Origin of the sequence: Oxalobacter paeniformigenes (assembly GCF_027158465.1) — a bacterium.
GTDB classification, from domain to species: domain Bacteria; phylum Pseudomonadota; class Gammaproteobacteria; order Burkholderiales; family Burkholderiaceae_D; genus Oxalobacter; species Oxalobacter paeniformigenes.
In genome coordinates this window covers 753,549-775,739 of record NZ_JAMKYL010000001.1, presented here as the reverse complement: position 1 = coordinate 775,739, position 22,191 = coordinate 753,549, and the positions used below count along the sequence as shown (strand labels likewise).

The 22,191-nt window shown below is 53.3% G+C and carries 19 protein-coding genes; 5 read left to right on the top strand and 14 right to left on the bottom strand.

Features of this window, described 5'->3' with window-relative positions; genetic code table 11:
- The first annotated feature begins 313 nt into the window (after positions 1-313).
- A complete protein-coding gene (locus NAI64_RS03535; protein ID WP_269297808.1) occupies positions 314-2,893 on the top strand; it encodes an AAA domain-containing protein in 2,580 nt (859 codons plus the stop codon).
- A gap of 41 nt (positions 2,894-2,934) precedes the next feature.
- On the opposite strand, the gene NAI64_RS03530 is transcribed toward NAI64_RS03535, so the two are convergent.
- From NAI64_RS03530 to pgaB, 5 genes are all read right to left on the bottom strand, one after another.
- Positions 2,935-5,460: an excinuclease ABC subunit UvrA gene (locus NAI64_RS03530; protein WP_269297806.1), complete on the bottom strand. Its 2,526-nt coding sequence runs from the start codon at positions 5,458-5,460 to the stop codon at positions 2,935-2,937.
- 181 nt (positions 5,461-5,641) lie between these two features.
- The gene (locus NAI64_RS03525; protein WP_269297804.1) at positions 5,642-5,782 is read right to left on the bottom strand and encodes a hypothetical protein; all 141 of its coding nucleotides are present in this window, start codon (positions 5,780-5,782) and stop codon (positions 5,642-5,644) included.
- Between the two features lie 253 nt (positions 5,783-6,035).
- A complete protein-coding gene (pgaD, locus tag NAI64_RS03520) occupies positions 6,036-6,560 on the bottom strand; it encodes a poly-beta-1,6-N-acetyl-D-glucosamine biosynthesis protein PgaD (RefSeq protein WP_269297803.1) in 525 nt (174 codons plus the stop codon).
- Between the two features lie 38 nt (positions 6,561-6,598).
- Positions 6,599-7,876 carry a poly-beta-1,6-N-acetyl-D-glucosamine synthase gene (gene pgaC, locus NAI64_RS03515; protein WP_269297801.1) on the bottom strand — a complete coding sequence of 426 codons (1,278 nt, stop codon included), beginning with the start codon at positions 7,874-7,876 and terminating at the stop codon, positions 6,599-6,601.
- Between the two features lie 21 nt (positions 7,877-7,897).
- Positions 7,898-9,898, bottom strand: coding sequence for a poly-beta-1,6-N-acetyl-D-glucosamine N-deacetylase PgaB (gene pgaB, locus NAI64_RS03510; RefSeq protein ID WP_269297800.1), 2,001 nt, complete (start codon positions 9,896-9,898; stop codon positions 7,898-7,900).
- 561 nt (positions 9,899-10,459) lie between these two features.
- Between pgaB and NAI64_RS03505 the strand changes: the two genes are divergently transcribed.
- A complete protein-coding gene (locus tag NAI64_RS03505) occupies positions 10,460-10,957 on the top strand; it encodes a hypothetical protein (RefSeq protein ID WP_269297798.1) in 498 nt (165 codons plus the stop codon).
- A 205-nt stretch (positions 10,958-11,162) separates the two neighbouring features.
- Here the strand turns inward: NAI64_RS03505 and NAI64_RS03500 are convergent, their stop codons facing one another.
- Entirely contained in the window at positions 11,163-11,867 is a 705-nt protein-coding gene (locus tag NAI64_RS03500; protein WP_269297796.1) for a phosphoribosylaminoimidazolesuccinocarboxamide synthase, read from the bottom strand.
- A 476-nt stretch (positions 11,868-12,343) separates the two neighbouring features.
- Between NAI64_RS03500 and NAI64_RS03495 the strand changes: the two genes are divergently transcribed.
- Positions 12,344-12,925 (top strand): flavin reductase family protein, encoded by a 582-nt coding sequence (locus NAI64_RS03495; RefSeq protein ID WP_269297795.1) that lies wholly within the window; start codon positions 12,344-12,346, stop codon positions 12,923-12,925.
- A 55-nt stretch (positions 12,926-12,980) separates the two neighbouring features.
- Here the strand turns inward: NAI64_RS03495 and NAI64_RS03490 are convergent, their stop codons facing one another.
- Complete coding sequence (locus NAI64_RS03490; protein WP_269297793.1) at positions 12,981-14,198, bottom strand: histidine-type phosphatase; 1,218 nt, start codon at positions 14,196-14,198, stop codon at positions 12,981-12,983.
- 202 nt (positions 14,199-14,400) lie between these two features.
- On the opposite strand from NAI64_RS03490, the gene NAI64_RS03485 reads away from it, so the two are divergent.
- Both NAI64_RS03485 and NAI64_RS03480 read left to right on the top strand, forming a co-directional pair.
- A complete protein-coding gene (locus NAI64_RS03485) occupies positions 14,401-15,312 on the top strand; it encodes a DMT family transporter (protein WP_269297791.1) in 912 nt (303 codons plus the stop codon).
- 151 nt (positions 15,313-15,463) lie between these two features.
- Positions 15,464-16,003, top strand: coding sequence for a flavodoxin (locus tag NAI64_RS03480; protein ID WP_269297789.1), 540 nt, complete (start codon positions 15,464-15,466; stop codon positions 16,001-16,003).
- Here the strand turns inward: NAI64_RS03480 and NAI64_RS03475 are convergent.
- From NAI64_RS03475 to NAI64_RS03445, 7 genes are all read right to left on the bottom strand, one after another.
- Positions 15,990-16,967 (bottom strand): 3'-5' exonuclease, encoded by a 978-nt coding sequence (locus NAI64_RS03475; protein WP_269297788.1) that lies wholly within the window; start codon positions 16,965-16,967, stop codon positions 15,990-15,992. The genes NAI64_RS03480 and NAI64_RS03475 overlap by 14 nt on opposite strands.
- Positions 16,968-17,067: 100 nt before the next feature.
- A complete protein-coding gene (locus NAI64_RS03470) occupies positions 17,068-17,973 on the bottom strand; it encodes a transporter (protein ID WP_269297787.1) in 906 nt (301 codons plus the stop codon).
- A 352-nt stretch (positions 17,974-18,325) separates the two neighbouring features.
- Positions 18,326-19,111, bottom strand: a complete 786-nt coding sequence (locus NAI64_RS03465; protein WP_269297785.1) for a PIG-L family deacetylase — start codon at positions 19,109-19,111, stop codon at positions 18,326-18,328.
- Positions 19,108-19,836, bottom strand: a complete 729-nt coding sequence (locus tag NAI64_RS03460) for a hypothetical protein (protein WP_269297784.1) — start codon at positions 19,834-19,836, stop codon at positions 19,108-19,110. The genes NAI64_RS03465 and NAI64_RS03460 overlap by 4 nt, the downstream gene beginning before the upstream one ends.
- A 27-nt stretch (positions 19,837-19,863) precedes the next feature.
- Positions 19,864-20,334, bottom strand: coding sequence for a hypothetical protein (locus tag NAI64_RS03455; protein WP_269297783.1), 471 nt, complete (start codon positions 20,332-20,334; stop codon positions 19,864-19,866).
- A 154-nt stretch (positions 20,335-20,488) separates the two neighbouring features.
- Positions 20,489-21,436 carry a signal peptide peptidase SppA gene (sppA, locus tag NAI64_RS03450; RefSeq protein ID WP_269297782.1) on the bottom strand — a complete coding sequence of 316 codons (948 nt, stop codon included), beginning with the start codon at positions 21,434-21,436 and terminating at the stop codon, positions 20,489-20,491.
- Positions 21,437-21,464: 28 nt separating this feature from the next.
- Positions 21,465-22,124 carry an HAD-IA family hydrolase gene (locus tag NAI64_RS03445; RefSeq protein WP_269297781.1) on the bottom strand — a complete coding sequence of 220 codons (660 nt, stop codon included), beginning with the start codon at positions 22,122-22,124 and terminating at the stop codon, positions 21,465-21,467.
- Between the last annotated feature and the right edge of the window lie 67 nt (positions 22,125-22,191).

The following is a 22,191-nucleotide window of genomic DNA, read 5'->3' as shown; positions in this document are numbered from 1 at the left end:
AGAATAGGCGATGATGATGGTTTCCCCGTTCGGGATGAATGATTTCGCTGGTATGTTCCCTCGTGAAAATCTGATTTTTGTCAAAGGCCAGAACAGGACGGCCAATATTGTGGCGATTGCCAGAAAGGGCAATAAAGTCTGGGTTGAATTCGGTGCTTATGGCAATTCGCCATCCCGTTCTTATACTTATCGTGCCGATAATATCAGATGGTTTAAAAAGCCCGCAGTTTACGATCCGGCAAGCAAGGTGCTGAAGCCGACAAAAAAATATTTCAATAAACATTCATTTTGGCCGAAAGAAGCATTTTCTTATTTGTGCCATTTTTCCGATGATGTCATCAGGGAAAGCGAGAGTGATTCGAAGGCCGGATACTGGTATGCCGAAACAGAAAGCGGATTGTGGTTTGTTTTTGACGAGTCGGAAGTCGTGGCGGTCGACAATCTTTTGTTGACTGACCGCAAGGTGACCGATGTTTTTGAATATCTCAGGACAAGTGCCGGCGCAAGCAAACTCAAAAACGAAAACGGACAGCTTTTGCTTCAGGGGCAATATGCTGATATTGTTTGTATTCCCGATACAGCTATCGCAAAGGAATATCTGTCGCCAGCGGAATATCGGGATATAAGAGCGCAAGTCGGAACAGTGCTTTATCCGTTCGGTCTGAATGAAAGCCAGTGCACGGCGATACGAAATGCATTGGCATCGAGGGCCAGTGTAATTCAGGGGCCGCCAGGTACAGGGAAAACCCAGACGATTCTGAATATTCTTGCCAATCTGGTATGGCAGGGCAAAACCGCTCTGGTGGTTTCCAACAACAATTCGGCGACGAAAAATGTGGCGGATAAACTGGCGGACTGCCAGCTGGATTTTCTGGTCGCGGCGCTTGGCAATGCCGATAACCGGAAAGCGTTTCTCGATAATCAGGGTTATATCGGATTACCGGACGGTTTTTCGGGTTGGCGACTGGATTTCGCATATGCAGCCGGACTGGAAAATGAATTGTCGGTACTGAGTGCGAATCTGGACCGTATTTTCCGGCTGGAGAGGGAAGAGGTACAGACAAAAACCGCCTTGTCGGAATTGTTGCTGGAAGCCTCCTATTTCCGCAAGGATTGCCGTCGTCCTGATGTTCCTTTTGAAATCAGATGGAAACTGTTCGATCAGGAAAAACAGCTCGATCGTCTGATAAGGTTATGGAAAAGCAAAAAGGTGCGGGAAAATTTGCAATCCGCTTCTTCCGGATTGTCTGGATTTTTGTGGAAAATCAAATGTTTATGGACGTTTCGTTCACCCGGTTTCCATCATTTGCCCGATCATGAGCAGGAATTGCTGCTCCAGCATGCCATTTATGATCTGAAAGAAAACGTTTTGCGTGAAAAGATCAGGACGATCAGGGCGGAACTTGACAGTATCCACAGCGATACCGCCATGTCGGCAGATGGTATTATGAAGCGTATCCAGTCGGTTTCGATGTTGTTGTTGAAGGATCGTCTTTTCCGGAAATATCATAAGAAATCACGATTGCGCTTCGATTCGTTTACGATGCGTTCGGACTGGCGTGCGTTTCTTGAGTGGTATCCCATTGTCCTGAGTTCGGCTTTTTCTTCACGTTGTCTGGGGCAGGATGTCGAATATGATTATGTGATTATGGATGAAGCGTCGCAGGTTTCTGTCGAAACCGGATTTCTGGCGCTGACATCCGCGAAAAATGCCGTTATCGTCGGTGATCAGATGCAGCTTCGCAATGTGGTCACCGACAAGGATCATATCGAACTGGATGATATTTACCGGAAATTCAGCGTACCTTACGGATATCATTGCGCAGCGCAAAATTTTCTGAGTTCGATTCTTGCCGTTTTGCCGAAGATTCCGCAAACCATACTTCGGGAACATTATCGTTGTGTACCGGCCATCATCGATTTTTGCAACAAACAGTTTTATGACGGTCAATTGCTCATTATGACCGAACCGATCGATGGCATGGTTCCCCTTGAAATTTTCCGTACCGTGGCAGGTCAGCATACGCTGGGACGATCTCATGTCAATTTGCGTGAAATCAAAGAGATACAGTCCAGGATATTGCCTTCGATTTCCGGAACGGACAGTATCGGTATTATTTCACCGTTCAGAAATCAGATCGATGCATTGCGTGATGTTTTGCAACACGATTATCCGGATGTCGAAATAGATACAGTGCACAAATTTCAGGGCAGGGAAAAAGATGCCATCATTTTGACACTGGCCGAAAGCCGGATTTCATCGTTTGCCGACAGCCCCGATCTTTTGAATGTCGCCGTTTCCAGAGCGAAGAAAAAACTTTGTATCGTCATCACGGGCAACGAGATACCGGAAAATACCCATATTTCCAATTTGCTGGAATATATCAATTACCAGGGTGGACCGGACCATAACGGTTCCGTCGTTTCGATTTTTGATTTTCTCTATCATCAATATACCGATATACGCAAGGAATTTCTGGCCAGACATACCCGTGTTTCGGAATACGATTCCGAAAATCTTCTTTATGGCTTGCTGGAGGATATATGGCAGGAATTTCCGGCATTCGGTGATTTGCAGGTATCCATGCATATCCCGCTCAATCGCCTGATACGCCGCCATGACAAACTGGATGCCGAAGAATCAGAGTTTGTCCGGAATCCGCTGTCGCATCTGGATTTCCTGATCTGGAAGAAGCTGACACACAAGCCGGTTCTTGCGATCGAGGTGGACGGTTACCGCTTTCATCACTCCGATATGAGCCAGAGACAACGGGATGAATTGAAAAACCGGATTTTCCGGAAATGTTCGATTCCGCTGCTTCGTCTTTCGACAAAGGGAGATAACGAAAAAGCGCGTATCATCGCTGCGTTGCGCTCGGATAAAGGAAAATAACCGTATGAAAACAAACGGGTTTTCATACGGTTCACCGATGTTCAAATCGTGGTTTTCCGGGCGAGATATTTCCCGGTGACGCTGTGCGGATTGGCTGCGATTTCGGATGGCGTTCCGGCGGCGACGATTTTCCCGCCGTCTGAGCCACCGCCCGGTCCCATGTCGATGATGTAGTCAGCATTTCGTATGAGATCGAGGTCGTGTTCGATGACGATGACGGTGGCGCCGTTTTCGATCAGCGTCGCGAATACGTCCAGCAGGGTCTGGACATCCAGCGGGTGAAGGCCGATCGTGGGTTCGTCGAATACGAATACGGTGTCGTTTTGCGCCTTGCCCATTTCACTGGCCAGTTTCAGGCGCTGTGCTTCTCCGCCGGAAAGGGCGGGGGTTTCTTCTCCGAGCGTCAGATAGCCAAGTCCGAGTTGCCGCAATACGTCCAGTCGCTGGCTGACGATTTTCAGATCCTTGCAGGCAGTCAGTGCCGTCCGGATGTCCATGTCCATGAGTTCGGGCATCGAATAGGCTTGTCCGGAGCGATTTTCGTAGCGGATTTGTCCGGCGGTTTTCGAAAACCGCGAGCCGCGGCATGCGGGGCAGGGGATGTCCACGTCAGGCAGGAATTGTACGTCCAGACTGATGATACCGGTGCCGTCGCAGACGGAACAGCGCAGTTTTCCGGTGTTGTAGGAAAAATCGCCTGCCTTGTAGCCTTGTTCTTTTGCTGCCGGTGTTTTCGCGAATACTTTTCTGAGTTCGTCATGGACGTTGGCATAGGTCGCGACGGTGGAGCGCACATTGATGCCGATCGGTGTGGCGTCGATCAGTTTGACCTGTCTGATACCCGGTGCGTCTATCGACAGGACGTGTTCCGGCAGGTTTTCTCCATGGATAAAGGCCGAGAGTGCCGGCACAAGGCTTTCCAGAATCAGCGTGGTTTTGCCGGAGCCGGAAACGCCGGTCACGACGGTCAGTTTGCCTTTTGGAATATCGACTTCAGCGGGTTTGACGGTATGGATAGCTGTTGTCGCAAGGTGAAGTTTTCCGGAAGAGAAGAGGGCGGACATGTCCGTCTTGCGCATGTGGATACGGTTTTTTCCGGAAAGGAAGGGAGCTATCCGTGAAACGGGATTGTCGGCGATGTCGGCGATTTTTCCCTCTGCAATGACATGGCCGCCCGACGCTCCGGCATCCGGTCCCATTTCGATCAGCCAGTCCGCTTCGGAGAGAATCTGTGTGTCGTGATCGACCAGTATGACGGAGTTGCCGTCGGCTATCAAATCCTGCATGACGCCGGTCAGTCCGGTGATGTTGGATGGATGCAGCCCGATGGATGGTTCATCCAGTACATAAAGCACACCGGTTGTCCGGTTGCGGACGGCACGTGCCAGTTGCATGCGTTGCCGTTCGCCTGTGGAAAGCGTGGACGCGGCACGGTCCAGCGTCAGATAACCCAATCCCAGATCAAGCAGACGTTTTGCCGTTGTGTCGAATGCCCCGCAAATGCTTTCCGCCATCGGCTGCATGGTTTCCGGCAGGCTGGCCGGGACGGCCGCTACCCATTTCACCAGATCGGAGAGGGTCATGCGGCAGACTTCGTCGAGAGAGATACCGCACAGTTTCGGCATTCTGGCCGCTTTGGACAGTCGTGTTCCACCACAGTCGGGGCAGGGGGATTCTTTCAGGAATTTCTCGACTCGCTTCATCCCTTTTTCATCCTTGACTTTGGCAAGGGCATTTTCGACGGTATAGACCGCGTTGTAATAGGTGAAGTCCAGTTCGCCGGCCTGATTGGAATTTTTGGCCTTGTAAAGGATGTGTTTTTTCTCGGCAGGGCCGTGATAGACGATTTCTTTTTCTTGTTCGGTCAGGTCGCGGAACGGTATGTCGGTACGGACGCCCATCGCACGACAGACATCGGTCATCAGCGACCACATCAGGGAATTCCATGGCGCGACCGCACCATCGTCGATAGAGAGACTGTCGTCCGGCACGAGTGTCGCCAGATCGACGGTCCGTATCATGCCCGTCCCGTCACAGGTACGGCATGCGCCCTGACTGTTGAAAGCCAGTTCTTCTGCCGAGGGCGCGTAAAACGATGTACCGCATTCAGGACAGCGCAGCGCCTGTCCGGCAGCGACAGCCAGCGAGGGTTCCAGATAATGCCCGTTCGGACAACGATGGTTGGCCAGTCGCGAAAACATCAGGCGAAGGCTGTTGAGCAATTCGGTTCCCGTGCCGAAGGTGCTGCGGATGCCGGGAATACCCGGACGCTGGCGCAATGCCAGCGCGGCCGGTACATACAATACCTCATCGACTTGCGGTCTGGCAGCCTGCGTCATCCGCCGCCGTGTATAGGTCGAAAGCGCTTCCAGATAGCGCCGCGATCCTTCGGCATACAGGACACCCAGCGCCAGCGACGATTTCCCGGAACCGGAAACGCCGGCGATGGCGACGATCCGGTTCAGCGGGATATCGACATCAATATTTTTCAGGTTATGGACTCTCGCACCGCGAATCCTGATCGATTCAGGTGCGGTTCTTTCTGTCCTGACAGTTTTTTTTGCCATGATTGCAGTAACGTTCAAACGTAGGGTTTGTTCCGGTCATGCAATAGAGGATAGAGGACTTTTGCACGATGTGCCAGATACTGTCTAGTGAAATGCGTCAGTAATTTTACATAATATAAATTATGCGAAGTTTTGTTTGCGGATGGTTGGTTGCCTGCGCAGTCCGCTGCGACACATGTTTTTATCTGTCGATGAGTTGTGTGGCACGGGCTTCTTTTTGCTGTTTCGTGATTGCCTGGTCTGCGCGTTGTGCGAGTTTGCCGAGGTCGTGGATCATGGCGACAAATGCGACGCGGGATGATGCATACAGTAGATTCATCATGCTTGCTCCGTAGGTAACCAATTTGACCAATATAGCAAATTATGCTGCCTTGAGGAAAATGGCAATGTTGCGAATGGCATGATTTTTCTGGAGGTTTCGCCGGTTTGGCCGGCGATGTGCGGATGTGGCAGTACCGTGTTTGGCTGGGCCGTTCAGTGTTTGGTAGGTGCCGTTCCGGACGGGATGTTTGGGGGGATTGTGGGGAGGGAAATGCCCCGCCCTGTCGTGCGGCAGGACGGGGCGGGTTCGGGGGTTATGCGCTGATTTTTTCGTGGATGATGGCGGCGTTTGCGGGTTGTTTTTCCCTGACGGTTTCGTTTGCGGTATCGCAGAGTACGCTGACGATGTTGCCGTTATCATCGAACATGCAGGTCATGATTTTCGCCTGATGCATTTTGCGGATGTCGTCAATGCCAAGCAGTGTCGTCTGGGCGGTTTCTTCCAGTGTGATGGACGGCGGCTGGGTCTGGCGGCGGTCGCGTTCGCCTTTGAAGCGCAGTTTGTTGTAGAGCGCCCAGAGCAGGAATACGCATATGAAGCCGCCTATCCATGGAAAGAAGCGCGTGATGAGGTGCTTGATTGCCAATGAGTCTTTTTTGTCGATGATGCTGGTGAACAGGGTGTCGTCGATCATCTGGCAGCACAGGGCGATGAAGGTGACGATCAGGTACAGCATGATGCACCAGAATACGATGTGCAGCAGGACACCCAGTGTGCGCTGTCCCGCCGTTTGACGGTCGCGATAGCACACTATCAGGTCTTTTGGATCGGTTTGCATCTTGGTGTTCCGTTTGGTTGGTCAGTCGTTTGGACGTGTCAGGATGTTGCGTTGTCTTCTTTTCGGGAATTGATTCCCCTGTCGGTCGTATGCCACCGTCCGCGTTTTTTGCCGCTGGAGAAGAACATGGCTTTCGGGAAGGCGATCATGGAAACGATCCAGTTCAGCAGCCAGTAGAAAATCGGGTACCAGATGATGGCGAGGTAGATGCTCAGGAGTCCGCGATCGTATTTGCGTTCCATGAAGAAACAGACGGCGAATTGCAACAGACAGGTCGCGCCCAGTATCAGTCCGGTATAGGGGAGCGAGAATAGCTGTTCTGTCGAGGTGTCGGGCAGATTGATGAACAGTTTGACGATGGATATGACGGTCAGCAGCAGGAGTATGTAGCTCCATGCGACACTCAGTATATATTCGATGAAGATACCCCAGAAACGGCGTGCTTTCCAGTTGAACAGATTGTGGCAATAGTTCTTGAAGGCTTCCCCTCCCCCGACTGCCCAGCGCAGGCGCTGTTTGAACAGGCCGCCCAGTGTTTCAGGCATGAGGATCCAGCACAGGGCGTGCGGTTCGAAGCGGATGTCCCAGTGTTTGACCTGCAATCGCCAGCTGATGTCGATGTCTTCGGTGATGGTCAGTTCGTTCCAGTAGCCGACGCTGTGCAGCGCACGGCGGCGGTAGGCGCCGATGACGCCGGAGATGGTGAAGATGCGTCCGTATATCCGTTGTGCGCGTTTGAGCAGTCCGACGATGGCGGAAAATTCGCCGACCTGGATGCGTCCCAGCAGCGTGCTGCGGGTGCGGATACGCGGGTTGCCGGTTACGGCGCCGACACGCGGGTTGTTGATGAAGTGGCTCATGATCCAGGTGACGGCGTAGTGGTCCAGTATGGCGTCGCCGTCGATACAGACCAGAAATTCGCCTTTGGCAGCCAGCGCGCCGGCTTTGAGGGCGACGGCCTTGCCCTGGTTGGTGGCGAGCTGGACGACCCGCATCCGGGGGATGGTTTTCGCCACGGCTTCAAGTTGTTCGCCGGTATCGTCGGAGCTGCCGTCGTTGATGGCGAGGACTTCGTAGTTGGGGTAATGCAGATCGGCCAGCGCCGTGAAGGTTTCGATGACGTTGGACGATTCGTTGTAGCACGGTACCAGTATGGATACGAAGGGGTATTCAGGCAGTTCCGGCGGAACGGTGTAGTGCTGCCCTCTTTCGTAGCGGTAGTAGTACAGCAGTGCCCCTGTCATCCACAGGTATGACATGAGCAACGGATAAAAGAAGGCGAAATCGAACAGCAATTCGAACAAGGAGTCAAACATTTCTATCTTTTCTCTGTGTTCTCAGTGGCGTGCCGAAAAATAAGGGGCGATTGCACGGACATCCGGATGGCCGATGATAGGGTCGTCGGGATAGTAACCGAAATTATAGGCGCCGTGTTCGAGCAGTTGTTGCATCTGTTTGACCATGATTTCGTTCGGCATCGGTCTCAGATTTTCCGGACGCCAGTCCTTGGCCTGCAGTTCGAAAACCGTTCTGCGCAGTCCGAGCGGATGTTGTGCGACCTTGTCGATGAGGTCTTGCATCCACTGGTCGGCATGGTCGGCAGCACCTTCCATGTAAGGCATGGCTTCCACCCCGGTATAGTCGTAGGTCGTCAGGAAGTCGTCGAAGTTCTGAGCCATCCATTCTTCTGCCTGTGGTGTGAGGATGACGGGCGCATACATGTTGCGGGACGTGAAGACCGGCGGATGCCATTTTTCGACGGTGGCCTGCAGTTCCTTGGTAAAGTCGATCAGTGCCCTGCTCTTCGCACGGGTGAAGGTGTGCATGAGTTTCGGGTCCTTGCGGATCTGTTCCGGGTCATCAGGCAGGCCGATGCTTTTCAGCCATGCTTTTCCTGCCGGGCTGACGTCTTCGAAGTCGCCGATGATGCCGTCGTCATGGAAGATGATGCCCATGATCGGTGCATGGGTTGCCAGATCTTCGTAGATTTCGTTGATGATACGACGGTTGTCGGCGTCGAATGGCGTCAGACGGGTGTAAAAGACTTTCTTGTCAGGAGATACGGCCTGAACGACCGGACGGTCTTTCAGGTCGAAACCGAGAATCGGCAGCCATGCATAGACTTCACATTTGTATCGTGTGGCCAGTTGCCAGGAAATATAGTTGAAGAAGTCCGAACGCATGGGCAGATGGCGGTTCGGGAAATACAGTTCGTCTGCGGTACCATTGCCGTCAGGATCGGCGAATGCCTGAAGATAGATGACGTTGGCGCCGGACGCCTGGATGCGGTCGAACAGCAGCGAGGTGTTTTTCTGGCGCTGTACAGGGTTTTCGTCGTAGATCATGTCCAGATCGACATGCATGACGCGCTGGATAGGCAGATCGGCGACAGGCAGGTCTGCCATGGCGTTGCGGCGGCGGTAATCGGTGCTGCCGCCCATGACGCCTGCTTCGACTTTGCGCATCATTCTCGGCAGATCGATTTCTTCATGCATCATGAGTCTTGGAATGGTCGGCCAGTCGGAGAAGAAAGCCAGCGATGCGGTCAGCGGGTAACCTGCTTCCTGTGCAGCCTGTACACCGACCTGGTTGTAACGTCCGTATGGCCAGACGGCGACGAGCGGACGATGTCCGGTCTTGCTGTAAATGATGTCGTAGGATTTTTTCCAGTCGTCGTGAATTCTTTGTTTGAAGGCTTCGACGGTTTCATACTGGCCGGTTTTTGCGTCATACAGTCTGTGTGCGCCGGCAGGCAGTTCGATGCCTTGCGGGTTGCCCTGGTGTCCGCGATGCAGGTTATGGGAATGCGATGCCAGTTCGACGATACCGGAATCGGCCATTTCACGGATTTGTTGCCAGTTCAGGAACGCCGAACGCGGGAGACGGGTCCGGCCGCCGTACTCGACGAGTTCGCCTTCCGGCGTTTCCAGCCAGCCTGTTTCAAGAGACAGAAAGGCGGTGTAGCCGTAGGATTTGAGCATCGGATAGACGATTTCATAGAAGCTGCTGTAACCATCGTCGAACGAGAGCAGTACGGATTTTGGCGGCAGCGGTTTTCCGGTTTCTTTTGCCTTGAGGACATCCTTGACGCTGATGATGTGGTAGCCGTTTTCTTTCAGCCAGTCGAAGTGGGTTTTCAGCTCCTCCTGCGAGACGGGTGCGGTGTCGTCGAGGATGCCGTTTCCGAGTGCGGGAACCACATTGTGGTAACACAGTGTGATGAACGAGGGAATCGGCGTTTCGGTATTTGCCGCGGTGGCGGCGGTTGCAAAGGTGCACAGTGCGAGCATGAAGCCGAGTGCGAATCTTTTTGCGGTAGTCAATATGTGAGCGATCATTGTGAAAAGTTCCACGTTGTATGCAGACTGGATTAAAACATTGTTCCTGGCGTTGCCGTATCCGGACGGCACCTTCACCGGCATGCTGGAGTGCAGCCGCTGACGGAATGGCTGTATGTCCCCTGGGGGCGATATGAATAAAATCTGCTCATTGTAGAGCGGATTGTCCTTTTTCTCTACTTTTCTTTTGTAAAACTCTGTTACAGCTCGCGACCTTTTCCGCAGGTTGCGGTTTTGCACTGATCCATATTCTACGCGAGCGCTGGACATGGTGCCTTGCGAGGCGGTGACCATGGTCCTGATCTGCCGATGCTTTCATCGGAAAAATGTGTGTCGCATAGCACGGTGAGCGAATTTTGCACCTCCGGCGCATGTGCGTTTCCTTTTCACGGCTTCATACCATAAACGGATATTACTTTCAAACAATTTTTCAAAAACATGCCTTAGATCATGAACAAAAAAAAGCAAGCGTTTTATATTAATAATTAATCGAACGATATGACAGAAAAAACCGAAGTATCTTGTGCGTTAAGCCAATCTTTATATGAGGAGTCATTCAAAATGGAAACGATGCTTGTATTTTTGACGCTCTCAGTATTTATTTTCGGTGGTATTGTGATCGTCCAGTTGTATGTCATGCAAAAGAAACGCAAGGAAATCGATGAAACCAGACATCGGCTGGAAGATATGCTTGTTCGTGATTGCGGCGATGCCATTTCCAAATATCGTATGCGTTTTATGCGTGTTCCGAAAAATGACGTCGGTTATCTGACCCGTGTCAAACTTTCCCACGAGGCGAACATGCCGGAGTTTTATCTGGCGTTCGGTGGCAACGATGCCGAAGTGCTGGGATATGCCAAATTTTCCAGGAAAGAAAACAATGGCCACAAATCGACCTATGTATTGAGTGAAGTGCTTCCGGCCAGTGCACCTGTTCCCTGCCCTGTTCTGTCGTTGCATAACGAGTTGTACACGCTGGATGAAGCGGTCAATACACACAAGACGATCGATGCAAAACTGGATCGTCTGATCAGTATTCGTGTGGCTGAAGCCGGCTGAACGGTTTTTTCCGGACAAAGACGGGATGATGCAATCCCGGAGGTAGGGTTCTTTTTTCCGGAAGAGAAAAAGTTTCCATTGAATGGTTGTGACCGGATGATATCGTCCGGTCTTTTTTTTGCCCGGAATCCGAGGTGAAACAAAAAACCGGCAAGCGTCGCTTGCCGGTTTCGGGATGTACCTTGCGGTATACGATAGCGGTATATCAGGCACGGAAGCAGTCCGACAGTGCCGTACCTGCGATCTTGTTTTTGCCGCTCATGTCGTATGCACGGCAGCCATTGGCACTGACTTCATCGATCAGCATGAGCTTGCCGGTTTCGGCATCACGGCCCCATTCGATCTTGATGTCCCAGAGATCGAGGCCTTTCTGTTTGAACAGGTCATGGATCAGGCCCATGGCACGTGCGTTCAGTTCGATCAGTTCGTTGAGGGTTTCGCGGGACATCATGCCCAGTGCGACGATCGAGTCGGGAACGATCAGCGGGTCGCCGCCTGCGTCGTCCTTGATGGTGATTTCATAAACCGGCGACGAAAAGATCATGCCGTCCTGTGCGCCCGGAACGGTTTTGTAGCGACGGATGAAACTGCCGGTTCCTCTCCAGCGGCAGACCCATTCCAGACCCGGCTTGAAGGTAACGGCTTTTCTGACGACCATCGACAGGTTGTCCAGGTCGTAGGAAACCATGTGGGTCGGGATGCCGTTGGCTGCCAGATAACTGAAAATGGTGGTGGTCATGGACAGGCATGCGAACCCCTGACCGGTTGCCAGCGAGTCGGATACATTGTTGCCGCCCGGATCGACTTCGCCCTGATCGTTGAGGGTCACCCGGTCGGTGAATTTCAGTTCCAGCGTGTAGTCGCCGTGGCTGTACACGTCTTTTGTTTTTCCGCGTTGCAGAAGCGCCATGCTATGTTTCCTTTTCTGTATGATCGTTGTCGAAAACGATATGGATGTTGTCAAACCGGCATTTTAAGCTGAAAGCCGCTGTTTGGAAAACGGTTTTTTCCCGAATGCGTTGACGCATACCGGATATTTTTTCACTGTATGCGATGTTGAGCATGGTACCTGTCTTTTTATGATGCGGGATCTGTGTGGCGGGATTCGGGGTATTCGTTCCGTTTTGCCGTGTCGTTCCGATCTTTGGTATGCACAGTCCCGCTTGCTGTTTTCGTGAATGGCATGTGACGACTGGATGAAGGTTTTTCAGAGGGAAAAGTACGGAAAGAATACGTTTGCGATGGCGTTGCGATGTTATCATGCTGTAAGCCGGTAACCGGATACGGGTGGTTTTTGGAAACGGTGTCGTGCAGGAAGATGTGCATGCCGTTTTTCCGTCCGGGATCGTCGCTTCTTTGTCGAAGACTTTTGAAAGGAATGAAAAAATGAGTGGATTCCGTCCTGTACCTCTTGAATATGCGACCAGACTGATCAATCATGGTCCGACGATTATGGTCACCAGCCGCAGCAAGGATGGCAAGAAGCGCAATGTGATGACCGCGGCGTGGTCGACGCTTGTGGAATTCGATCCGCCGCGTCTGGTCGTTGTCATCAACAAGGATGCCTATACCCGTTCCCTGATCGAGGAAAGCGGTGTGTTTGCGGTTTGTGTACCGACGGTTTCCATCGTCAATCAGGTTTATGCCGTCGGCAGCGTTTCGGGGCGCGAGATGGACAAATTCACGCAGTTCAATCTTGCTGTGGAAAAGAGTCCGGAACTCGATATTCCTGTGATCGAAAAAGGATGTGTGGCCTGGATGGAGTGCCGTCTGTTGCCGGAACCCGGACCACAGGAACGTTACGATACCTGTTTTGGCGAAGTGGTTTCCGCGGCGGCCGACGAACGTATTTTCAGGGACGGATTGTGGAATTTCACGAAGGAAAACCGCGATCTGCATACGATCCACCACCTTGGCGGCGGCAATTTCGTCGTCAGCAGCGATATGGTGCATGCCCGCGAAATCTAGGCCGCATGCCCTGCCCTTGCATGACCGTTTCCGGGCATTTCATGCGGTGGCAGGGTTATGGTGCACAGGCGTCGTCGACAGTCTGTGAAAAAACTTCCGGTGTATAGGCCGGTTTGCTTGCGTGTACGTATTCCGGTAGGACCACAGGCGCCGGTTCGGTATGCAGTGTCAGATAGGTCGGTGCATGGTAGTCGATACGGACTTCACGGCTGCCGTCCGCTTTTTGCCAGAGTCCGAAATGGATGAAACTGCCCGGAAAGATGGAATTGGGTCCCTGCCCCGGCAGATTCCAGCCTATATCCAGCAATCCGCCGATACCGGCGATATTCGTGTCGTGTCCGACGAGTATGGACAATGCAGGCGATGTGTCCGACAGCAGGGTATCCCGGATATGACGCAACAGCTCGCTGTTGCCGGCTTTCGCCAGCGCGGGAGTGCGGTGGATCGCGTCGAATATCCTGTCATGCAGCGGGACGATTTCTTGCAAAACGGTTTGATCGGCCTGTCCCCATCCCGCATTCTTGCCGGGCCATTGCCCGTATTCCAGTAACATGATTTCAGCCAGTGTGGAAGCGATCGGCCATTTTCCGGTGATGGCGAACCGTGCATTGGCGGTATTGATGGAAATCATGGTCGCCAGTTTTTCAAGCGGAATGTTTTGTCGTTGTTGTGAAGGTATGCTGCAACAGCCGGTGATTTCCTGTATCCGGTCAAGTGCGGATGTAATGGCAGGATCGTTTTCAAGGGCCTGAAGCCTGTCACGGACTTCTTCCAGTGCAGCTTGTCTGTCGAGGTGTTTGTATGCGGTGGCATCGGGATGAAACAAACGGTTATATCGGCTTCCCTGTTCCGGTTCGATACCGCAGTTCGGAAAAAGTCCTTCGGAAATGGCCATGGCCGTCCGGACGGTTCGCTGATCCTTGTCGGCGATCAGTGAATAGTGTTCCGGTGCCGGGCATCCGTTTTCCGGCAACAGGGCGTATTTTGACAGTTCCGGTTTGAGCGCACGCCATTGTGCCAATACCAGTTCGTACCCGCGTGGCGTCAGTTCGCCGGGAGCGACTGGCCAGGCAGGCCATGGCTTGTCGGCCCATGCAGCCAGTTTTTCCGGAGCCTGGGTAGGCGAGCGTACACCGTGACGGCTGAGAATGACGGAGCGTATCAGTTGTTCCTGTGGCTTGTGCGTTTCTGCAACCGGCGTTGCATGGATGGTCGCGGTACAGGAGATGGCGACGATCAGCATGTTTGCGAGGTATCGGGAGAAAGGTTTCATGATGAACCTGCCGTTTCGTTGGGGTAATGGATGGCCTGATTGTGCCAATGCCGTTACGTTGCCGGTTTGTTTTCGGGCAAACATACTGGTCAATGGCTGAAAACGGACAGGCAAGGTCTGCGGTATGGCAAAAGGATGCGCTGTATGTCGCACAGGTAGTGTAACATGCGGTATTTCCTTTATATCCGGGTTTGTTTTTCCGATGCGTTTTTCCGAGACGGCACGGGGTTACTGGCTGGCTTTGCTGGCGACTGTGCTATGGAGTACCGTTTTCCCCCTGGTCAGGGTATTGCCGGAGAGTCTGTCGCCGGTCGAGTTGGCGTTCTGGCGCTGGTTGTTCACGTTTTTGTGTATGGTGCCTTTCGGCCTGACGGCCCTGAAGACACACTGGTCACTGGTATGCGATAACTGGAAATGGCTCTTGCCTGCCGGGGTTCTGGGATTTTCGGCATACAGTATTTTGATGTTTGAAGCGGGACATACGACGGATGCCACCAATATGTCGCTGATCGCGGCGACGGCACCGGTTTTCATGGCATTTCTGGCATGTACGTTCATGGGCGAACGGTTGTCGCCGCTCCAGTTTGTCGGGCTGGCTGTCGCCGTGACCGGCGTTGTCGTGCTGGTGCTGGATGGTGACTGGCGTCATTTGGCCGATCTGTCGTTTACGATGGGTGATTTGTGGATGCTGGTGGCGGCGTTTCTGTTTGCGATATACAGTATGCTGGTCAGGCGGCGTCCTGCCGCCCTGCCCCAGAAGGTTTTCATGATGGCGATGCTGGTTTGCAGCGTGCTGGCGCTCTCTCCCATGATGGCGGTGTCAGCCATCCGTCCGGATTATGTCCTGCCGGACGGCATGACGATGCTCATCATGCTTTATATTGCAGCGATTCCGACACTGACGGGTTATCTGCTCTGGAACCGTTCTGTCGAATATATCGGTGCGGCACGGGCCGGTATCGTCTATTACAGTATTCCGCTCTTCAGCAGTCTGGAAGCTGTGGTCTTTTTGCATGAACAAGTCTCGTTTTCACAGATCACCGGTGGTGTGCTGATTATCGGCGGCATTCTGCTCTCTTCCCTCAATATCCTGAAGACGCTTCGCCGAAGTTGAAACGGGAACGTTTGAACAGGTTTTCCCTGGTTTCAAGGTAGAGAGGATCAGGCAATAACCGGATATTTTCGTTGCTTTCGTTACATCGCACCGGCAGGTATTCTTGTTCACGGATCGTGCCATATATATAGACAGCGTGATGGAGGTGACTATGGCGAACGTACTGATTGCGTATTATTCAAGGGATGGGGAAAACTATCGCGACGGGCGCATTGTCGATCTGGCGGAAGGCAATACACAGGTCGTCGCGAAAAAAATCCGGCAAATCACAGGAGGTGAACTGTTTCGTATCGAACCCTTGCATCCCTACCCCGCCGATTATCATGAAACGACCGAACTGGCGCAAAAAGAGTTGCAAGACAATGCACGCCCTGAACTGTCGGGCCCACCATGTCCGGTGGAACGGTACGATATCGTGTATCTGGGGTATCCGATCTGGTGGGGCGTGATGCCGATGCCGGTGCTGACCTTTCTGGAAAAATATGATTTTTCCGGCAAGACGGTGATTCCGTTCTGTACACATGAAGGCAGCGGAATGGGCGACAGTGTCTCGTATATCCGCCGGTGTTGTCCGGGGGTACGGGTACTGGATGGACTGGCGGTGTACGGCAGCCGTTGCGACCGGGCGGATCAGGCGATCCGGGCATGGCTGCAAAAGACGGAATCTGCCATGAAAGTCAACGGCGTTTGAAACGGTCGGCAGCTGTCCTTGTTTCAAAACCTGCACGGTCCGAACCGTTGGGGTACAGCTCGTCCAGAAAATTTTTCTCTTCTTCGAGTGCGGTTTCGGGAATTTCTTTCCACCAGTGCCTGTTGGCACCTGATGTCCCGTCATGCCAGCGGTAACCGCGGGTTTTCAGTGTATCGCGCACTTCGAAGGGAGCGCCGAACGCATGGACGGTAATGGTTTTTCGGCCAGCCTGTTCAAGCAGGTCGGCCATCGCGTCAGGATAGATATGCAGCAGCCACGCCAGTGCCAGACAGTCGATAGTGGCGCGATGGGCTTCGTAGAAATATCCGGATTTGAGCGACAGGTCTTCCAGCTTTCGGCGTGAAAAACCGAGCCGGTTCCAGTCGATGCCTTCCAGCGAGCAGGCCCAGTTCATGTCATCGAAGCCCGTAAAGCGTTTTTCGAAAAACGGCCGGTCGAACGAGGCGTTGTGGGCCACGATCAGGGATGCGTTCTCCAGACAGCTGGCGACGGTTTTTTCATCGATATGCTTGCCTCGCACCATATCGTCGGTGATGCCGGTCAGTTCCGTGATGAATGGCGAAAGCGGTTTGCCCGGATCTTCGTAGGCGCTGACGATACGGTCGATGGAGACAAGTTTTTTCGCGGAGGGCGAATACGATGCACGAACAAGGCCGAGTTCGATAATGACGTCCGAGTCGGCAGACAGTCCGGTGGTTTCCGTATCCAGAAATACGATGGGTCGTTCGTCTCCGACGGTTTTTGCCAGTTCATATGGTAAAACCAGTCCGGGTTTCGTTACCGGAATACGTTCCAGCAGACGGAAATCATCTGTCTGGGCAATGAGACGCCTGAGGCGATCACGGATGGGCGGACGTTCCTTGCGGGGGGCTTCGGCCTGTGGCTGTACCTGGCCGGTATCGAAAAGGTCTGGCTGCCGTGGTGAAAACAGGTCTCCGTTCATGGAATTGGCTGCATTCGTTGAAAACAGGGGCAATGATACATCCTGAGCCTTTTTCTGACGACTGTTTCTCTCTGGCGGCCCTTTTCCGGCCTGCGCCGGTTTAGGGGGCCGTTTTTCTGCGTTCCATCCAGAGCTGCCAGGCGTTGAACAGGTTTTGCCAGACGATATAGGCGCTGGCGCTGACGGCGACGATGGGGGTGAGGTACGTTTGTGCCAACCATGCGGCCAGAATGGCGTTTTTCTGGCCGAGCGCCTGTCCACTGGTGATGCGTTCACCGAAAAAAACGCCAAGCCATTTACCGAATGTGAACAGGACACAGCAAACGGCCATGGCAAGGCCGCCGAGCCAGATGGCCGTCATATGATCCGACGGTTCATTAACGAGCGTATGGACGGTTTTTCCGATCACGATCATCAGCGTAACCCCCCACAGGTAAAAGGCGGCTTCCTGCCAGCGGGCCAGTTTGGTCTGGATGGCGGGGACATATCGTTTCAGAAACCATGCGGTCAGCAGCGGCAAGACCAGTACGGGGAATACTTTTTGCGAAATGAGGAAAAAGGCAGGTATAAATCCGATGCCGTTTTCCATGGGATGGATGAGTGGGAAAAACAGCGGTGCGGCAATCGCTGTCGCCAGATTCGACAGCACCATGTAACTGGTCAGACTGCCGGGATTGCCGCCCAGTTTTTGCGTGATGACGGCCGCGGCGGTGCCTGTCGGCGTCATGATGCAGACCATGGCCGCTTCGGCAAACAATGTGTTTACCGGTTTGAGGATGAAATAGACGACGATCGCGCCACCGATTTGCAGTACGACTTGTAACCAGTGCAGCGGGCGGAAACGCAGGCTGGAAAACGGCATTTTGCAAAATGTCAAAAGCAGCATGGTGAAAATGAAATAAGGCACCAGTGCACCGAAATGTCTCCATAAGGGAAAACCGATCGCGCCGACGACGATGGCAAGCGGCAACGTCCAGTTTTTGATGAATGTGATAATGACGTTCATGATTTTTCTTTCTTTTCGGAAAAGCAAAATGCTTCGACTGTTTGTTGATAGTCTAGCGCGCCATTATCTATATAAAAAATACTTTTTTTGTTTGCAATTTATATTTTCTTTGTATGAATTGCCGATCTGGTAAGAATGACGGTGTAACGGGAACGGCAGTTCGGGCCGGTATGCCGAAACGCTGTTACCTGCCCCGCTTTCCGATGAAAGCTAACAGGTATTGTTCAGGCGAGGACGAGAGTCAGACATGATACGATCTTTTCCGCCCATCGAAGCGACGGAACTTGCCGTCGAACGGCATGAAGTATGGGGGCATCGGATGGTATGAAGACGCGTAGGCTGGCCAAGGAAGTTACGGAATGATATTGCGGCTTCGCAGCAGGATGACAAAACCGTTCCAGCGGTCATGTCTGAGCCAGTCTTCGTACCGGAACATGTGTTCATAAGACTTGCGCGGTCCTGATTGGCTGGCATAGACCGGTAGCATTTTTCCGGTCTTGACAGCGACGATGTCGTCTGGCAAAGGCTGGTGACGACCGAGTTTTTTGCTGTGGCGCGGTTTGTAATAGACACCGAAGTAATACAGTTCGCCATGCCGGATTTTTCTTTTGAAGATGGATGTGACGAAACGGCTCGTCATTTTGTGGTGGCGGTGTCCGTATTCTCCCCGCGGGTTGTGTGTGACGATGGTTTCCCAGGCCTTGGCGGTCATGATATTGGCAAGCGTTGCACGGATGTCGATACCGACGGTTTTCCAGCGATCCTGTTTGTTCATGGCGTCAAGGTCAGGAAAGCCGAGCTGGAGATACTGGGCGTCGCATATGGCCATGGCATTGCGCAATTCATCGTCCCTGACCGGGTCGGTTCCGGCTGTGATGCAAACGACAAGATAGCGCCCCTTGTCCTGGAGCAGATGCCCGCCTCCCCAGATGGTTTCGTCATCGGGATGTGCAACGATCATGAGTTTGTCGGCACGGTCGAGATTCAGTGTCTGCAACATCCGCGCGACGTGTTCCTGAAGTGCAAGCGTGCGGCTGTCTTCTTGCAGGTTTTCTCCATGTCGTCGGAGAAGGCGGAAAAGCTGGCTGATGATTAGCAGCAGTGCCAGCAGTATCAGGGCGATGAGCAAGGCGGTCATGGCTGGCTCAAGGACGTTTCAGGCAGCCACTGGAAGTCCATCTGTCGCCAGAGGCTGGTCAGACGGTTCATGGCTTCGTCCGGATTCATGGCACCGTAGTCCGGCGGTGTGAGCGTATCCGGTTTGGTGCCATAAGCCATCAGTTCGATGGAATAACAGTGGTTGTGGTGAACGGTGCGGTAGGCTTGTACGGCAATTGAGCGGTTCGTTTCCGTTTTGCCGCCGCTGAAGAAAGTGTAAAGCGTGCCGCGGTGACGGAATGTTTTGAGGCTGTCTTGTGCTGCGCTTTCAGGCAGCTTGCGACACTGTGCGACGGTGTCCGGATCGTCACTGACACCGATCCGGACCTCGGCGATCGTGGTTTTTTGCTGGGTGCCGGGCAGTGCCAGCGAAACCAGCGGGTGTCCCTGGTCTTTTTCACCGAACCAGCTCCAGTTGCCGTTCTGGAAAGAATCGGCTGTGAATTTCCGTTCCGGTTTGATATGTGCAGGATAGATGAACTGGAAGCCGTAGGTGTTGTCGATCCAGATATTGACTTGCCGTGGCGTTTCCATGATCCGCTTGCGTAACAGGTTGATGTCGATGACCGCGCTGTCCTTGCGGTATTCGGAAGGCGCATCGGCCGGATTCAGCGGGGGTTCGGCTGTTTCCGCCATGGCCGCGCCGGCTGAAAACGCCAGTCCGCATATGATGGCCATTACGCCCGCAATATCGTGTTTTCGCATGATATTCCTATTTCCTGACATGTCCGGTTACAGGGGGTGCCGCCGGAAACTTTCCGTTTTCGTCAGGTTCGCCGAAAACGATGTGGCGTAACCTGTGGCCGGGTTGAGATGACAGTCGAAGGTGAAATAATGCCAGTTGAAACCTTCCCTGACCTGCCCTGTTCCGGTCAGTCTGCTGTTTCCGTGAAGGGTGAGACTGCCTTCACCGCCGGTACCAAGGAAAACGCGGTCGGCTGTCTCATAGCGTTCCCTGAAATATTCCAGTGCGATCGGGCGGCACATGGTTTCCGCCACTTTCTGGGCGTCGCTCATTTGCATGGCCATTTTCTGTTCCGCTTTCGAGTGCAATCCCGAAAAGGCGTTCCGGATGGCTTGCTGTTGCCGCGGTGAAAGTTCGCTCTGGTCAGTCTGCTGCATGTCGGTATTTTCTGCCACAGCCGGAGTCAGCACCAGCCATATGGCTGCCGCACTGGCCAGTATTCCGGAAAATATGTTCATCGACACGCCACGATCTCCATGAGAAGGCAAAATCAGACATGACCATCTTTCGGGCTTTCACCTCGCACCGATTTCCTTATAGTAACAGGTAATGATGCAATTGCTAAATGTCCGGCGTCAGCATTTTGCGGATTGGCCGGACGTTTTGCTGGTGTCATTGTACGGATACCGGATTCCAGTCCAGACCTGCCCTGGCTGCGCCGTAGCCGACAGATGCGCCGAATTTTTTCAGGACGCGGTCCGCCAGTTTTTCCTGTTCGGTATAATCGACGATTTCCGGTGCCGCGATGACGTCGCGGGCGACGCTTTCCACAGTGCCCAGCTCGTCGGCGAGTCCTAGCCGGATGGCTTCAGGCCCCAGAAAGACCAGTCCGCTGAAAATTTCGCTGTTTTCTTTCAGGCGGTCTCCCCGTCCGGTACGCACGACATCGATGAATTGCTGGTGAATCTGGTTCAGCATGGATTGGGCGTATTTCACCTGCTGGGGTGTCTGTGGGCTGAACGGGTCAAGAAAACCCTTGTATTCGCCGGCTGTGAGCAGACGGCGTTCGATACCGAGTTTGTCCATCAGTCCTGTTACGCCGAAGCCGTTGATCATGACGCCGATCGAACCGACGATGCTGGCCTTGTCCACGTAGATCTTGTCGGCCGCCGCAGCGACATAGTAACCGCCGGACGCGCACAGTTCCTCGACGACGACGTACAGCGGCTTGTCGGGATAGATCTGGCGCAGGCGACGGATTTCGTCATAAATCATGCCGGCCTGTACCGGACTTCCGCCCGGACTGTTGATCTTGAGGATGACGCCGGTTGCCATCGGTTCTTCATATGCCTTGTCCAGTGCCTTGATGATGTTGGCGGCGGAAGCGTTTCCGTTGGGTTCGATGGTGCCGTTAATTTCGATCAGGGCGGTATGCTGCTGTACCGGTGCGCCATCACCTTCGGTAAACGACAGGTTGCGGATGGAAACAATGGCGAAAATGACCAGAACGATCGTGGTCAGCTTGAAAAAAATCCCCCAGCGGCGGCGTGCCCGCTGTTCTTTCAGGGTCTGGAACATCAGTTTTTCGAGAACATCGCGTTCCCAGCCGTTTTCATTCATGACAGTCCCGTTTCATATCAGATAAGGTTTATGCATGCCGGTTCAGCCACTGGTGAAGATCGGTGACTGATTCGGCGGTATAAAGCGGATTGAGGCGCTTGAGCTCATCGACCGGATGGGCGCCATACCGGACGGCGATTCCGGCGGCGCCGGCATTGATGGCCATTTGCAAATCATGTGTCGTATCGCCGATCATGACCGTGCTGCTCATCGGCTCGCCCAGTTGTTCGGTCAATTCGAGCAGCATGGCCGGATGCGGTTTGGACCATGTCTCGTCGGCGGTCCGACTGGCATCGAAGATGCCTTGCAATCCGGTTTCCGCAAAAGCGTGGTTCAGCCCCGCCCTGCTCTTGCCGGTTGCGACAGCCAGCAGGTGCCCCTGTTTTTTCAGATCGTCGAGCATGGCTTTCACGCCGTCGAAAAGCATGGTTTTCCGGCTGTTTTCCAGAAAATGGATACGATAGCGCGCAACCAGCTCCGGATAGTATCTCGCCGGCAGATCCGGCAAGACAGTCTCCAGCGCCTCTTTCAGACCAAGTCCGATGACATGGGATGCCTCTTGTCTGCCCGGTATGGGCAATCCCAGATCGAGTGCGGCATCCTGAAGGCTTTTGACGATGGCGGCTGTGCTGTCCATCAGGGTACCGTCCCAATCGAAAACGATCAGGTTGAAAGTGTGTTTTTGCATGGCGGTCGTTTATGGGAAACATGGCCGGATTATTCATCGCGCAATCCGGCATGGCGCGGCACTGAGC